This window comes from Bacillus sp. ISL-4, from assembly GCF_018613275.1.
Lineage (GTDB): Bacteria > Bacillota > Bacilli > Bacillales > DSM-1321 > Peribacillus > Peribacillus simplex_E.
Genome location: NZ_JAGGQN010000010.1, coordinates 110,546 through 125,893, shown reverse-complemented (window position 1 = coordinate 125,893; position 15,348 = coordinate 110,546). Strand labels below are relative to the sequence as shown.

Annotated in this window: 11 protein-coding genes, 1 other RNA gene and 1 riboswitch; all 12 genes read left to right on the top strand. The window is 39.3% G+C overall.

Features of this window, described 5'->3' with window-relative positions:
* Nucleotides 1–90: 90 nt before the first annotated feature.
* The 12 genes from J7J00_RS06930 (at nt 91) to J7J00_RS06875 (ending at nt 14,617) form a co-directional block, all read left to right on the top strand.
* A complete protein-coding gene (locus tag J7J00_RS06930; RefSeq protein ID WP_214789207.1) occupies nt 91–2,367 on the top strand; it encodes a DEAD/DEAH box helicase in 2,277 nt (758 codons plus the stop codon).
* Between the two features lie 36 nt (nt 2,368–2,403).
* Complete coding sequence (locus J7J00_RS06925; protein WP_214789205.1) at nt 2,404–3,660, top strand: ribonuclease H-like domain-containing protein; 1,257 nt, start codon at nt 2,404–2,406, stop codon at nt 3,658–3,660.
* A 453-nt stretch (nt 3,661–4,113) separates the two neighbouring features.
* Complete coding sequence (locus J7J00_RS27935) at nt 4,114–4,641, top strand: CotD family spore coat protein (protein ID WP_286201220.1); 528 nt, start codon at nt 4,114–4,116, stop codon at nt 4,639–4,641.
* 64 nt (nt 4,642–4,705) lie between these two features.
* Nucleotides 4,706–5,257, top strand: a complete 552-nt coding sequence (locus tag J7J00_RS06915; protein ID WP_214789201.1) for an SLOG family protein — start codon at nt 4,706–4,708, stop codon at nt 5,255–5,257.
* Nucleotides 5,258–5,459: 202 nt separating this feature from the next.
* Nucleotides 5,460–5,774, top strand: a complete 315-nt coding sequence (gpsB, locus tag J7J00_RS06910) for a cell division regulator GpsB (RefSeq protein ID WP_098370729.1) — start codon at nt 5,460–5,462, stop codon at nt 5,772–5,774.
* Between the two features lie 80 nt (nt 5,775–5,854).
* Nucleotides 5,855–6,244: RNase P RNA component class B (gene rnpB, locus J7J00_RS06905), an RNA gene on the top strand.
* Nucleotides 6,245–6,857: 613 nt separating this feature from the next.
* Nucleotides 6,858–8,006: a THUMP domain-containing class I SAM-dependent RNA methyltransferase gene (locus J7J00_RS06900; RefSeq protein ID WP_214789198.1), complete on the top strand. Its 1,149-nt coding sequence runs from the start codon at nt 6,858–6,860 to the stop codon at nt 8,004–8,006.
* Between the two features lie 193 nt (nt 8,007–8,199).
* Nucleotides 8,200–8,400 carry a cold-shock protein gene (locus J7J00_RS06895; protein ID WP_034307871.1) on the top strand — a complete coding sequence of 67 codons (201 nt, stop codon included), beginning with the start codon at nt 8,200–8,202 and terminating at the stop codon, nt 8,398–8,400.
* 224 nt (nt 8,401–8,624) lie between these two features.
* Nucleotides 8,625–10,541 (top strand): ATP-dependent DNA helicase, encoded by a 1,917-nt coding sequence (locus J7J00_RS06890; protein ID WP_396020499.1) that lies wholly within the window; start codon nt 8,625–8,627, stop codon nt 10,539–10,541.
* A 131-nt stretch (nt 10,542–10,672) separates the two neighbouring features.
* On the top strand, nt 10,673–12,190 hold the full coding sequence (locus tag J7J00_RS06885; RefSeq protein WP_214789192.1) for a carboxypeptidase M32: 1,518 nt from the start codon (nt 10,673–10,675) through the stop codon (nt 12,188–12,190).
* Between the two features lie 258 nt (nt 12,191–12,448).
* A riboswitch (purine riboswitch) is annotated at nt 12,449–12,550 on the top strand.
* Between the two features lie 161 nt (nt 12,551–12,711).
* Nucleotides 12,712–13,311 carry a xanthine phosphoribosyltransferase gene (locus J7J00_RS06880; RefSeq protein ID WP_214789189.1) on the top strand — a complete coding sequence of 200 codons (600 nt, stop codon included), beginning with the start codon at nt 12,712–12,714 and terminating at the stop codon, nt 13,309–13,311.
* Entirely contained in the window at nt 13,304–14,617 is a 1,314-nt protein-coding gene (locus J7J00_RS06875; protein WP_214789186.1) for a nucleobase:cation symporter-2 family protein, read from the top strand. Before J7J00_RS06880 ends, J7J00_RS06875 begins: the two co-directional genes overlap by 8 nt.
* Nucleotides 14,618–15,348 lie beyond the last annotated feature (731 nt).

Genomic DNA, 15,348 nt, shown 5'->3' with positions numbered 1-15,348 from the left:
TGACGTTTCCGGCTTTTTTTTTTGAAAAGGAAATAGTTTCCCTTTTGCATAGAACGTTCATTCGGTAGAATAGGAGTATGGGGTGGTCATATGAAACTGCGAAAAAATTTACAAGAAGTCATCAATGATTTAAAAACAAATGAGGATTTTAAAGATAATATAGTACATTGGCAAGTAATTGAAGCAAAAGAGGCAAAACATGTACCTTTTCCGGATGCAATGAATGATAAAATCAAGCATGCTCTTGAATTACGGGGGATAAATGGATTGTATACCCATCAGGCAACTGCATTTGATACTGCTGTCAGTGGCAATAGCCTTGTAGCGGTCACACCTACAGCTTCTGGAAAAACATTATGCTATAATTTGCCGGTCCTTCAAAAAATACTGGAAGATGAGAAAACTAGGGCGCTTTATATTTTTCCGACAAAAGCGCTGAGTTATGATCAAAAGAGCGAATTGAATGAAATGATTCATGAAATGGATGCTGAGATAAATAGTTATACATACGATGGGGACACACCTTCAAATATCAGGCAAAAAATCCGCCAGGCAGGGCATATCGTGATCACCAATCCTGATATGCTCCATTCCGGAATCCTGCCCCATCATACGAAATGGGTCTCTTTGTTTGAAAATTTGAAGTATGTGGTAATCGATGAACTTCATATTTACCGCGGCGTTTTCGGAAGTCATACAGCCAACGTCATAAGAAGGTTAAAAAGGATTTGCAAGTTTTATGGAAGCGACCCTGTATTCATCTGTACATCCGCTACGATAAATAACCCAAAAGAGTTGGCAGAAGAGCTCACGGAAAAACAAATGGTCCTAATCGATAATAACGGAGCCCCAAGTGGTAAAAAGCATTTTGTGTTTTACAATCCCCCAATAGTAAATAAGCCGCTGAACATACGAAGGAGTGCGGTTTTGGAAGTCAGGAAACTGGCAAATGAATTTTTGAAAAATAAAATTCAAACGATCGTTTTTGCGCGAAGCAGGGTTCGTGTGGAAATTCTATTGACATATTTACAGGAACTTGTGTCAAAGCAATTGGGGCCAAAGTCGATCAGGGGCTATCGCGGTGGATATCTTCCAACACAGCGCAGAGAAATTGAACAAGGACTCAGGGATGGTTCCATTTATGGAGTGGTTTCCACAAATGCACTTGAGTTGGGCGTCGATATCGGCCAGCTTCAGGTCTGCATAATGACTGGTTACCCTGGATCCATATCGAGTGCCTGGCAACAGGCGGGACGAGCAGGTAGAAGGCATGGTGAAGCATTGATCGTCATGGTCGGCAGTTCTAGTGCCCTAGATCAATATATCGTACAGCATCCCGAATATTTCTTTACCAGAAATCCAGAAACTGCAAGAATCAATCCGGATAATCTTTTGATCTTGGTTGATCATGTAAAATGTGCAGCATATGAGCTTCCATTTAAAAAAGGCGATACCTTTGGGAAAACAGAGATTATGGACGTTCTTGAATTCCTTACGGAAGAAAGGGTCTTACACTTAAATGGCGACAAATGGCATTGGATGAATGATGCTTTCCCCGCAAGCAATATCAGCCTGCGTTCAGCGGCACAGGAAAATGTCGTGATCATCGACCAAACGAATGCACCGGTTAATCGGGTCATAGGGGAAATGGATACGTTCAGTGCAATGACCCTCCTCCACGATGAAGCCATTTATTTGCACCAGGGAATTCAATTTCAGGTGGAAGAACTTGATTGGGATGAAAAGAAAGCTTATGTACGTGAAGTCAATGTGGACTATTATACGGATGCCAACCTTGCTGTTCAGTTGTCTGTATTGGAAGTAGATAAACAGCGAACTTTCGCTTCCACAGCAGCTGCTTTTGGTGATGTCGCAATCCGAGCGATGCCTACGATCTTCAAAAAAATCAAATTTGAAACTCATGAGAATATTGGTTCAGGACCAATCAGTCTCCCGGAAATGGAACTGCACACGAGTTCAGCCATGCTTTCCATGAATCCCGATATATTTAAGTGGGACGAAAATCGGATAGAACAAGGAATGATAGGTGCCTCCCATGCTCTTAATTACATGATTCCGCTACATGTTATGTGCGATCCGCATGATATTCATGTTTATCCGCAGGTTAAGGCAGCACATAATGAAAAACCGACCATTTTTATCTATGATAGTTATCCGGGAGGGATAGGGTTAAGTGATAAAGTATATGAAAACTCTGAAGTCATTCTGCTTGAAACAATATCAATGATCGAAAATTGCGCTTGTGAAAGCGGCTGTCCTTCCTGTATCGGGACGGAATCCGCAACGAAAACAGCCAAGAATGATGCCAAACAATTATTGGGTCAATTTTGTAAGCAAAAACATTAATAGATCGCAGTGATAAGTGAAAAGAGGTGTAATTTTATGTCCTTAAAAAATAAATTGAACCGTATGAAAACGCATATGAACCTAGGGGAACATCCTTCTCCTGTAAAAGAAGATGACCGAACAGATAATGAAGAAATTCCTTACTATGAAAAGTGGCTGGAGAACGATACCGTTTCCTTTCATTTCGATGGTGACTATTGTTTCATTAGGGAAGTCCGCTACCCTATAAATCACAAACACGGGTTATATGCATTTTCCGAGCTGAAAAAGGTTGTAAAAGAGTGGAATCAAACTAAATTGGAGCATCCACTATCCGCTAGGGGCGTTAAAAGTGAAGATCTGTTTTTCTTCGATACGGAAACAACAGGGCTTGGAGGCGGAGCTGGCAATACCATTTTTTTACTTGGCTATGCATATTTAGAAGGTGAAGAAGTAGTCGTGAAGCAACATATCCTTCCGCAGCCTGGAAGTGAAATCCCGCTTTATCAAAGCTTTCTGGAAAACATCAATTACGAAACGCTTGTCACATATAATGGTAAATCCTTTGATTGGCCCCAGCTAAAAACCAGACATACCTTGATAAAAGAGCATGTACCAAAACTACCGGAATTCGGACATTTCGATTTATATCATGCTTCAAGACGCCTTTGGAAAAACAAATTGGAACGAGTGAAATTATCAGCAGTCGAAACCGATATTCTAGGTGTTTATAGGGAGGATGATATTCCTGGATATTTGGCGCCGATGATTTATTTTGATTTTGTTGAGAGGAAGAATCCGGAAATTCTGTTTGGAATCATGAAGCATAATGAATTGGATATCTTATCACTGATCACATTGTATATTCATTTATCCCGAAAAATCCTCCAAATCGATGGATATACGGAAGAGTCCATGGAAATTGCACGATGGCTCGCTTATTTGGGAAAAAAAGAGGAGTCAGTTGAGACATATCAAAAAATATTGGAAGCAGGAAATGAGGAAGATCGGATAATCGCTGGCCATGCCTTAGCCTTCCAGAAAAAGAAGCAAAAACTATTCAATGAAGCTTTGGAAATTTGGAAGGAAGCCGCCTTAAAAGGAAATGTGCAAATAAGGATACAGGCACAGATTGAATGTGCAAAATTATATGAACATCAATTTAAGGATGTCGGTCTTGCTCTAAAATGTTCAATAATCGCACTTCAAGAGATGGTGAGCGAAGGGAACCTGCCAGGGAAAAAACAATCGGAATTGGAAAAGAGGATCCATCGACTCGAAAAGAAAGAGCAATCTAAGGGTATTTCTATATAATATATGGGAATTGAATTGGTCTTTTAGTGCAAAAGGCTGAAAATAAAAAATATGTATACAATTATTGTAGCCTTCAACTATTATGTGTAAAATGGAAAGAGTTGAGGGTGAAATTCTGAAGCGTTCATTTCATTCCTTTACATCATAAATTCAAGGTGAAAGTGGAGCGAAGAAATGTATAAAACGACTTTATTTCTATTTTTTGTTGTCCTTTGTTTAACAATTGTTTTATTTACTTCATTAAAAGACAGTCTCTATTCCTTTTTATAGAAAATTACCCTCAGTACATTTGAAGGGATAGCATTAATATAATAGTGTACTTATCGACAGCCATACATCGTTTTATACTTATTCTGTATAATTAGGTCATTTCATCAGTACACGTATCCCCTTTTTTTCATAGTCTGTAATGGTAAGACTAAACTTATCATGATGAAAGGGGACGTATTATAAATGTATTTTCGTAATTGTGGAGGAAATAAGCCCAATGTAATGGGAGCATCCAACAATGTAATGGGAGCATACGGGAACGCACCTGGAGTAATGGGCGCATCAACCGGTAAACACCCCCACAACGTAATGGGCGCATCAACCGGTAAACACCCCCACAACGTAATGGGCGCATCAACCGGTAAAAAGTCTAACGTAATGGGAGCCTATAGTCCATCGGCTGTGTCACCAGCGCAATATGGTCCATCGGCTGTGTCACCAGCGCAATATGGTCCAACACAAACATCTCCATCTCAAGTTGCCCCAGCGCAAGTCTCTCCGACACAGCAATTTGTCAATACGAATGTATCGAACACAGTGGTTCCTGTCGTTCATCCATCACATACTACAAATGTCAATAAACATGTGAACACGTTTAAACATTATTTCCCGCATACTCAATCCGTGGTGAACGAGTGCTATAATCAACACTTGATTTGTGGAAGGCCGCCGCAAAACCCATGCTGTCCGCCTGGACATTTCGGATATTAAAAAATAAGGGCTTATAAGCCCTTGTTTTCTTACATAATCATGTTAAAAGGAGATTAGCCAAGCGATGAAGGTTTTGTATATGACGGGCTATAAGGCTTTTGAATTCGGGATATTCAAAAATGACCATGAAGCCGTAAAATATATAAAGAAAGCGATGAAGCAGCGTCTCCTTCCATTGGCGGAAGATGGGCTGGAATGGGTGATCATCTCAGGTCAGTTGGGTACGGAACTATGGGGTGCAGAAGTAGTGTTCGAATTACAGGAGGAATATCCTCAGCTTAAATTAGGGGTACTTACTCCTTTCCTGAAACAGGAAGAGTCTTGGAACGAGACGAATCAAGACTATTACCGATCCATATTGGCCCGTGCCGATTTTGTTGAGTCCATTTTCAATAAACCATATGAAGGGCCACAACAGCTGAAAATCAAAAATAGGTATATGGTCCATAAAAGCGATGCCATGCTCATCATTTTCGAAGCAGAAAAAGAAGGATCATCCCGATATCCTTATTTCGAGGCGATGAAAAAAGCCGAAACACAGCCATACCCCATCTATCAGATAAACTTTGATGATCTGCAACTGGCTGCGGAAGAAGCAAGCTGGTCCGAAGAATGATGGAGTGAAAATAATTATGGATTAAAAGTTGTTTCTAAAGCATAATCATATTATTATGAAATTTAGATACAGATTTAATGGGAATACATATCGTTCACTAAACAGTATGCATACAAAAAGGTGTTTCGTTGACAAACCCAAGCAGATTTGAAAAAATAATAAAAAGTCGATTGTATTGGCGAAAGTATTGAGGTGAAGTCTTATGCTATCCGATAAGATAAAATTAACGGCTAAAGATATTCTTGAAAAAGATTTTAAAACAGCCATGCGCGGTTATAAACCTGAAGATGTGGATCAATTCCTGGATCTGATCATTAAAGATTATGAAGTGTTCCATCAGGAAATCGAAGATCTAAAACAAGAAAATCTTAAATTGAAAAAACAAGCCGCAGAAGAGAGTACAAAACGTCCAAATCAACCTGCTCCAAGTGCCACTCCGGGAACCACTAACTTTGATATCCTTAAACGGTTATCCAACTTGGAAAAGCATGTTTTTGGTAACAAGCTTTTTGACTGAGATTTTGCATTGTAAAAGTGAAAATTATTTTGGTATTGTTTTTTCATGAGTAATGGAGTATAATCAATTATGTTATGTTAACGTTTGGGTAATTGCTGCTGCATTTATGCAGTAGAGGAAAGTCCATGCTCGCACGGACTGCGATGTCCGTAGTGTTCGTGCCTGGCGAAAAAATAAGCTTGGGCAGCAATCTTGGATTGCTGACGGCTGGGAAAATGCCTAAGTCCTTTTGGATATGGCATGAATACCTATAAAAGTGCCACAGTGACGTAGCCTTTACAGAAATGTAAAGGGTGGAACGAGGTAAACCCCACGAGCGAGAAACCCAAATTAATGGTAGGGGCGCTTTCTTCCTTGGAATTGAACGAGGAGAAGGACAGAAGCATATGCTTCTGTAGATAGATGATTACCGCCGAAGTACGAGACGCGAGTCGCTTGCAGTACTGAGGAACAAAACATGGCTTACAGAACGTTATCATATTACACCAAAAGCACAACTCTCCTTTTAAAAGGGGAGTTTTTGTTTATGGAGATTGCCTGATTATAAAAAGATTGGGCATTTCCATTTATTTTTCGTTTTCTGAAACACCGCTGTGTTAAACTAAGAACTTGGCAAGTTTTTCATTCCGTTTCGAAAAGTGCAAGCGGAAAGAAAAATGGGTTTGGATGAAGTCAGTCGGAATCGTTTTAAAAAATAGTGTCGGAATGTAAAGCATTTCCTTTATTCTGGGTATCCTATTTTTAAAGGTTCCTTAACTCTTCGAAAACTTCAAATTTCAGGATAATGAATGGGAAGCATACATAATTGGTTTTGATGATTTCAATCATATGATTGCTGCGTGTATCTTAAGGTACATGGATAATTGAGTAGTGTTTTATTTAATTATTGAATGTTCTCGCTACATGATCATGAAATAAGCTAAGCAAACAATGAAGAATTTTAACTGAAATATAAAAAAGCGGTGGACCTTTAAAATAAGGTTTACATGTAAAAAATCAATGCCTGATTCTTAAATACATAAATGAAGAAATTCCGGAAAAGGTGACATTGATTTGGATTAATGGAAAGAAGGTGCAAGATTAATGAAACAATTCGATATTATCGCAACATCAGCAATGGGATTGGAATCAATTGTTGCCAAGGAGGTTAGGGATCTTGGTTACGATTGTCAAGTCGAAAATGGTAAAATCACATATAAAGGCGACCAATCCGCCATTGCCCGCTCTAATTTATGGCTGCGCAGTGCCGATAGGGTGAAAATTAAAGTCGCGGAATTTAAAGCATATTCATTTGATGAGTTGTTTGAAAAAACAAAGGCATTGAATTGGGAAGATTACTTATCAGCCGATGTAGAGTTCCCTGTGAGTGGAAAATCCGTTAAGTCAAAGCTTTACAGTGTTCCTGATTGTCAGGCTATTGTCAAAAAGGCGATTGTTGATAGATTGAAAAGTAAATATAAGCAAGTGTCTTGGTTTGCAGAGACTGGTCCTTTGTTTAAAATTGAAGTGTCTATCTTGAAAGATTTAGTGACACTTACCATGGACACTTCAGGAGCAGGTTTGCATAAAAGAGGATATCGGACAGATCAGGGGGAGGCGCCCCTTAAAGAAACATTGGCAGCTGCGTTAATCATGCTGACCAATTGGAAACCGGATAAACCTTTCATAGATCCATTTTGTGGATCTGGAACGATTCCCATCGAGGCAGCCTTAATTGGGCAGAACATAGCACCTGGGTTTAACAGGGAATTCGTATCTGAAACCTGGGCGTGGATGGACAGCAAGGTTTGGGATGAAGCACGGATTGAAGCTGAAGATTTAGCCGATTATGATCAGTACTTGGACATAACCGGTTGTGATATTGACCATCGAATGGTCGATATAGCTAAAGAGAATAGTTTTGAAGCCGGTCTTGGTGATCTGATTGAATTCAAACAAATGCAAGTGAGGGATATCTCGACAAGGAAAGAGTATGGTGTCATTGTCGGGAACCCGCCTTATGGAGAACGTCTTGGTGAGAAAAAAGAGGTTGAGCAGATGTATAGAGAAATGGGCCAAGCCTTCAAGAAGCTTGATACATGGTCAGTATACATGATTACCTCCAATCCTGACTTCGAACAGCATTACGGTAAGCCTGCAACGAAAAAAAGGAAGCTTTTCAATGGTTTCATCCGTGCAGACCTTTATCAATATTGGGGGAAAAGGCCGCCAAGACAGCCTCAAGGTGAATAAGTAGGTAGAATATAATGGAGGATTTTGATGGTCAGGACGATTTATTCATAATAGGTTCCAGTCTTGCTTATCATTTCCTTTTCTGTTATTCTAATAATGAATTATTTTTGTTCAGATTTAAGGAATACCTTAATATTCTTTTGAGCAAGGATAGTAATATAATGTGTGGAGAACACACTAGGAGGCAACAAAAATGGAACAAGGTAAAGTAAAATGGTTTAACGCAGAAAAAGGTTTTGGATTCATCGAACGTGAAGGTGGAGACGATGTATTCGTACATTTCTCAGCTATCCAAGGCGAAGGTTTCAAAACACTTGAAGAAGGCCAAGACGTTACATTTGATGTAGAACAAGGTCAACGTGGACCACAAGCATCAAACGTAAACAAAGCTTAATTCAACCCTATATTATTTACAGACAGGCTCTCTTTTGGAGCCTGTCTTTTATTTTACGAATCGGGCAACCAGACAGCATACATAGAAAAACAGACATAATACGCTTCATTTCGGATGGTTGGTAAATATCTTGACTATTAATGTGAAATAAAGGATAATATACTTTTGCTTAAGATTATAATGATTCGGATACTATATACTGATGATAGATAAAAGGGGAGACCATGATGCTTAAAACACTGCCTTTTTCGGTAACAAAGGAAGATTCTTTTTACGATAAGCTTTCAGAATGGATCGGTGATGTTTTTTACGATATTCTTCCCGAAAAAGGATTTGAGCTGCGTGACGAACAAATCTTCATGGCTTTTCAGTTAGAAAAAGCCTTTAAAGAAAAGAATGTAAGCTTTGCTGAAGCAGGGGTAGGGACCGGTAAGACTTTGGTCTATTTACTATATGCGATTTGTTATGCGAGATATACGAATAAACCTGCAATTATTTCGTGTGCGGATGAAACGTTGATTGAACAGCTTGTCAAAGAGGAAGGCGACATCCAAAAAATCAAGAATGCTTTAGGCATTGAAGTGGATGTTAGGCTTGCCAAGTATCACGATCAATATGTATGTCTTAAGAAATTGGATTACGCAGTGAATCATGAAGATTCAGAGGGAATAGATCAACTATATGATGAACTTCCCAAGTTTGTCCATGATAACTCATCCATGAACGCCTATACAGCATATGGAGACCGTAAACAGTATCCATATTTAAATGATGAAGACTGGTCTAAAGTTGGCTGGGATCAGCTCCAAAACTGTTTTACTTGTGATAAACGCCATCGTTGTGGGCAAACCCTATCACGGGACCACTACCGAAAATCAAGTGATTTGATCATTTGTTCACATGACTTCTTCATGGAGCATGTATGGACTAAGGAAAAGCGTAAGCGTGAAGGACAGTTACCATTGCTGCCTGATCATAGCTGCGTTGTCTTTGATGAAGGTCACCTATTGGAGTTCGCTGCTCAAAAGGCTTTAACTTATAAAGTTGGGGAACAGACCCTTGCTTCGGTTTTAGAATTGCTTACAGCCAATCAGGTTCGTGAAGAAACGTTATACATCATTGAGGATTTAATTGATATCAATGAAGAATTTTTTGATTTGTTGGATGAAAAGGCGATACATGTCAGCGGATCTAATCGTTATGAAATTCCGATGTCCAAAGAAATTACAAGCTTCGCCCAAAAGCTTCACAAAAAGGTTGAAGAGTTAGAGGAGAACCTTGTTTTTGAAGCGGAAATGTACACGATCAATGATTATGATTTAAAAGTGACGGAAGAATATTTAGAGCAGCTGGGCTACTCCCTTTCTTTATTTGTGAAGGATGAACAGGCCGTTTCCTGGTTTGAAGAAAATGAAATGACCAAAACATTGGTCATCATGCCAAGGCTTGTACAGGATATTTTGTCTGAACAGGTATTCTCTAAAAAAATCCCTTACATTTTTTCATCGGCAACATTATCGGATAATAAATCCTTCCAATATATTGCAGATAGTTTAGGGATAGAAAAGTATGACAGCTTCTCCGTTGAATCACCATTTGATTACGATGAAGTCATGAAAATGAACATGCCGGTCTTCGAAAGTGGAGATCAATTGGCAAAACTTCAATATACGATGAAGACAATCGAGGAAAATGAAGGTCGAACACTAGTGTTATTTCATTCGAAAGAAGAATTGCATTGGTTCAAGGAAAACTGCCCAATATCTTCTTATCCATTTTATTTTGAAGGGGAAGCGGAAATCAGTGAGCTTGTTAAGAAGTTCCAAGAGGATGAGCAATCTGTCCTTTTCTCCTATCATTTATGGGAAGGGCTTGATGTTCCAGGACCTTCATTACAAAATGTAGTGATACACTCCCTTCCATTCCCGCCACGCGATCCAGTTTTCGAGGCCAAACGCAACTCGGTTACTGACGCATTTGAAGAAGTGGATCTTCCATACATGCTCCTTCGATTACGCCAGGGAATAGGGCGTTTGATCAGGACGAGCAATGATTCGGGAACAGTCCAGATTTTGATTGAAAAGGATCTTTCGGAACAGGTGAAAGAGAAGATTGTATCCATCCTTCCTGTAACGCTTTAACTAAAGTCCAATCCAAAATAAGAGCCAAGGTGCCCCTTGGCTCTTATTTTGTTTTAATTTAAATCGAAGTGGTTCTGATATGAAAGATTTTTGTATAATATGGTAAAGTGTAGTTGGAAGGAGCAGTGAATATGAAAAAAAAGGGTATAAATCTGATAGAAAAAGAGTTTAAAGAATATGTAAAGAAAATCTCGGCCTATAATGAAGCTCTCGCGTTAATTTTTTGGGATTTGCGTACAGGTGCACCGAAACAGGGAGGCGAGCAGCGTTCCGAAGTTATCGGCGTGCTTTCCTCCGAGGTGTTTAATATGAGCACAAGTAAAGAAATGGAATCCTTCATTGCAGAACTTGCTCTGGAGAAAGCCACTCTTAGTGAAACAACGAATAAAATGGTACAAGAGTGTAAAAAAGAGTTTGAAAGGAATAAGAAAATTCCTGCCAACGAATATAAGGAATTCGTCATTTTACAATCGCGTTCTGAAAGTGCATGGGAAGAGGCAAGGGAAAAAGCAGATTTTTCATTATTTCAACCTTATCTGGAGCAAATTGTAGCTTATACCCGTAGGTTCGTAGAGTACTGGGGATATGAAGGGACGAAATATAATACCCTTTTAGATATGTATGAACCAGGCATGACCGTAGATATACTTGACAGCGTATTCAGTGAGCTTCGGGCGAGGATCGTTCCATTGGTAAAACAGATTGCCGAAAGCGAACATAGACCTGAAACAGCGTTCCTTTATAAAGAATTTCCAAAAGAAAAACAGCATCATCTTAACTTGGAAATTTTAAAACAGCTAGGATACGATTTCAAGGCTGGCAGGCTGGATGAAACAGTTCACCCTTTTGAAATTAGAATAAACAGGGGCGATGTCCGGGTGACGACCCGATACGATGAAAATGATTTTAGGGGGGCAATCTTTGGTACCATCCATGAATGCGGACATGCCATTTATGAGCAGAATATCGCCGAAGAATTAACTGGAACACTTCTCGATGGCGGGACATCAATGGGAATCCATGAATCACAATCATTGTTTTTCGAAAACTTCATTGGACGGAACCATAGCTTCTGGAAAAATAAATTCTCCTTATTAAAAGAATATGCTCCCGAACAATTCAAAGATGTGACACTGGATGAATTTTACCGGGGCATTAACGAATCAAAACCATCGTTCATCCGTATTGAAGCAGATGAACTGACGTATCCTCTACATATTATGATTCGGTATGAACTGGAAAAGGCTCTCTTTAATGGAGAACTTGAAGTGAAGGATTTACCGGAAGTATGGAATGAAAAATATAAGGATTATTTGGGAATCGTGCCTGAAAATGATGCCATGGGCGTGTTGCAAGATGTACACTGGGCAGATGGCAGCTTTGGTTATTTCCCTTCTTATGCATTGGGATATATGTATGCAGCTCAAATCAAGCAATCGATGCTTAAAGATTTGCCTGATTTTGATGGCCTGTTGGAAGCGGGTGATATTGCTCCAATCAGGAAATGGCTTAATGAAAAGATACATAAATACGGAAAAACAAAAAAGCCTCTTGAGATTTTGAAAGAAACGACAGGAGAGGGCCTGAATGTTCAGTATTTAATAAAGTATCTTGAAAATAAATATAAAGAAGTTTATAAAATTAAATGAATCAAAAGAAGAAGGACTTGGATTAAATGCCAAGACCTTCTTCTTTTTTATGGGTAGTTGCAAAAGTGACCTTTGTGATACCAGTAAATGGAACATGAAGATGGGGTGATTTTTTCTTTAGATAGGAAAACCCTGTTGGCTTTGTGATTTCGCAATTTTCTAATAATACGAATGATAATTTGATTTTTTAAATGAAAGTTCGGTTTTTATCAAAAATTACTTTTCAAATAGAGCCAGCGTTGTTATAATTCATATATTAATAAAATATAAAGTTTCACTCGTATAATAGCAGGGATATGGCCTGCAAGTTTCTACCGGATTACCGTAAATAATTCGACTATGGGTGAGTAATAGATCTTGTTGCATAATGAAGGCTTTAGCTGATTCATTTTTCATTCATGCCCAAGAAGTATTGCTTCACTCCAAAAAAGTGTCGCAATGTTTCTTGGGCTTTTTTATATGCCGGGAAATGATTGCGTGGTTTATGGGTCAATAATCATCCAAGATTGGGAGGAACCTTCATGCAACTTTTAAAGGAAAAAATCTTGTCCGAGGGTCAAGCTTTATCAGAAGATATCTTAAAAGTAGATTCATTCTTAAATCATCAAATGGATCCTATTCTAATGAAAGAAATTGGTAAAGAATTCGTAAAACGTTTCGAGCAAAAGGAAATAACGAAAGTACTGACGATTGAATCTTCAGGCATTGGACCTGGTTTGATGGCTGCGTTGGAATTGGAAGTTCCGTTAATTTTTGCCCGTAAACGTAAATCACTTACTTTAACAAATGATTTAGTGACCGCGTCCGTTCATTCCTTTACAAAAAAGGAAACCAATACTATTACGGTTTCTAATAAATATATTGAAGCTGGGGATAAGGTTTTAATCATCGATGACTTCCTTGCGGTCGGACAGGCAGCCAGGGGCTTGGTGGAAATCTGTAAGCAGGTTGGAGCAGAAGTGGCCGGAATCGGCATCGTGATTGAAAAGGCATTCCAAAGTGGTGGTAAGGATCTTAGGGAACAAGGTTTTCAAGTCGAATCACTTGCGAGGATTGCTGAGTTGAAATTCGGTGAGATTACGTTCGCTGAGGAAATGGAAGGAGCAACCGTCAATGTCTAATCAATCACCTTTAAAGGTTGCTTCCTTAGGATTACAACATGTCCTTGCCATGTATGCCGGTGCAGTCGTCATTCCATTGATTGTCGGTGGGGCGCTGGGATTGACTGCAGCGCAGTTGACTTATTTAGTTTCGATAGACATTTTGATGTGCGGGATAGCAACATTATTGCAAGTGTGGAAAAATAAATTCTTTGGAATTGGGCTTCCGGTCGTCCTAGGCTGTACATTCACAGCAGTTAGCCCGATGATTGCAATTGGTACGCAATATGGAATCAACTCCATTTATGGATCTATATTGGTGTCGGGATTGATCGTCGTTATCATTAGTAAATTCTTCGGAAAACTGGCAAGGTTTTTCCCACCCATTGTCACTGGATCTGTCGTTTTGATTATTGGCATAACGCTCATTCCTGTTGCCATCAACAATCTTGGTGGAGGTCAAGGTGCTGCTGATTTCGGAGACTTGAATAATGTAGCTCTTGGTTTTGGAACTTTGTTATTCATTATATTCATGTATAAATTCTCATCGGGATTCCTACGCTCCATTTCTATTTTATTGGGGCTGTTAGTCGGAACATTTGCAGCTTTCTTCCTTGGAAAAGTGGATTTTAGCTCAGTGGCCAGTGCCACTTGGCTGCATATGCCTCATTTTTTCTACTTTGGAGCTCCGACATTTAACGTCACGGCAATCATTACGATGACATTGGTGGCGATCGTCAGCTTGGTGGAATCGACTGGTGTTTATTATGCCCTTGGTGAAATCACGGATAAAGAGATATCAGAAGACGATCTGGCTCGCGGATATCGTGCTGAGGGTCTGGCCATCATGATTGGCGGTTTGTTCAATTCGTTTCCGTATACGGCATTTTCACAAAATGTCGGATTGATTCAATTGTCAGGCATTAAAACAAGGAATGTCATATACACAACAGCGGGCATTCTCATTTTCATAGGATTTGTTCCAAAAATTGGTGCATTCACGACGATTATCCCTTCATCCGTGCTTGGCGGTGCAATGGTTGCGATGTTCGGGATGGTAATTGCCGCTGGAATTAAGATGTTGAGCAAAGTGGATTTTGCTTCTCAAGAAAATTTATTGATCATCGCTTGTTCAGTAGGTATGGGACTTGGTGTGACGGTCGTTCCTGAACTATTTGCGCAAATTCCGGAAAGCTTTCAAATCTTAACGGAAAACGGTATTGTAGCCGGAAGTTTGACAGCCATTTTCTTGAATATCGTCTTTAACATCGTCCCTACAAAAGGGAAAGTGAAGGAAGCTCGTATTGAAGGGCAAAAAGTAGCCTGATTAAAAATAGATTCGGTAAACTTGATAGATTCACCATTTAATGCCCAAAATCCTCAGGTGATGAGGATTTTGGGCATTTTTTCATTTATGGCGAAGCAAATCATTGATAATGAAATTGGAGTTTTGTCAGATAAAAGGAAACTCTCTTCACTTTTTGAATATATTGATAGTATATGTTCAGGAAAGTAGTGATAGGGATGGAGAAAAAATATTGTATTCATTGTCGAACCATTTTAAGCCAGGAGTTTAGGTGCAGCGTTTGTGGAAAAGAGGAGTTTCAAAATATCATTATTCAAGTGCAAAATCAATCTTCTGTAAAGAAAGAAGAATGAAAACGCCCCCTTACCGATTTTAGGTAAGGGGGTTTAATATTCTGTGATTACATTTCGATCATTATGATGGGGAGTACCTACGCCTTTTAATGACATGGGTAAATGGATTGCTTCGTGAACCCATACATTTTGGTATTGCACACAAAAACGGTGGGAGGGGTAATATCATTAAATGCATCCCCGCCTGCTAAAGAAGTGGCGATATTCCCGGCAAGCATGTTGCAAGTTCTGCTGCAAAAGATTCAGCATCTCACCTTCTAACGGCATGAAAAACCTGCTTTCACCTAAATTGCTCATGCATCCCCGTTTGTTCCCTCAATCATTATTCTCCCGCGGATATCACCTGTCATGCCAATAAGGATGCTTATGGATTCCTGTTCGAAAGACTGTTTTATGATT

What these genes read in the sequence shown, in the direction of transcription:
- J7J00_RS06915 (WP_214789201.1), top strand. Translation starts at nt 4,706, where the DNA reads ATGAAGGTTTTGTATATGACGGGCTATAAGGCTTTTGAATTCGGGATA.
- gpsB (WP_098370729.1), top strand. Translation starts at nt 5,460, where the DNA reads ATGCTATCCGATAAGATAAAATTAACGGCTAAAGATATTCTTGAAAAA.
- J7J00_RS06930 (WP_214789207.1), top strand. Translation starts at nt 91, where the DNA reads ATGAAACTGCGAAAAAATTTACAAGAAGTCATCAATGATTTAAAAACA.
- J7J00_RS06875 (WP_214789186.1), top strand. Translation starts at nt 13,304, where the DNA reads ATGTCTAATCAATCACCTTTAAAGGTTGCTTCCTTAGGATTACAACAT.
- J7J00_RS06890 (WP_396020499.1), top strand. Translation starts at nt 8,625, where the DNA reads ATGATGCTTAAAACACTGCCTTTTTCGGTAACAAAGGAAGATTCTTTT.
- J7J00_RS06900 (WP_214789198.1), top strand. Translation starts at nt 6,858, where the DNA reads ATGAAACAATTCGATATTATCGCAACATCAGCAATGGGATTGGAATCA.
- J7J00_RS06885 (WP_214789192.1), top strand. Translation starts at nt 10,673, where the DNA reads ATGAAAAAAAAGGGTATAAATCTGATAGAAAAAGAGTTTAAAGAATAT.
- J7J00_RS06925 (WP_214789205.1), top strand. Translation starts at nt 2,404, where the DNA reads ATGTCCTTAAAAAATAAATTGAACCGTATGAAAACGCATATGAACCTA.
- J7J00_RS06880 (WP_214789189.1), top strand. Translation starts at nt 12,712, where the DNA reads ATGCAACTTTTAAAGGAAAAAATCTTGTCCGAGGGTCAAGCTTTATCA.
- J7J00_RS27935 (WP_286201220.1), top strand. Translation starts at nt 4,114, where the DNA reads ATGTATTTTCGTAATTGTGGAGGAAATAAGCCCAATGTAATGGGAGCA.
- J7J00_RS06895 (WP_034307871.1), top strand. Translation starts at nt 8,200, where the DNA reads ATGGAACAAGGTAAAGTAAAATGGTTTAACGCAGAAAAAGGTTTTGGA.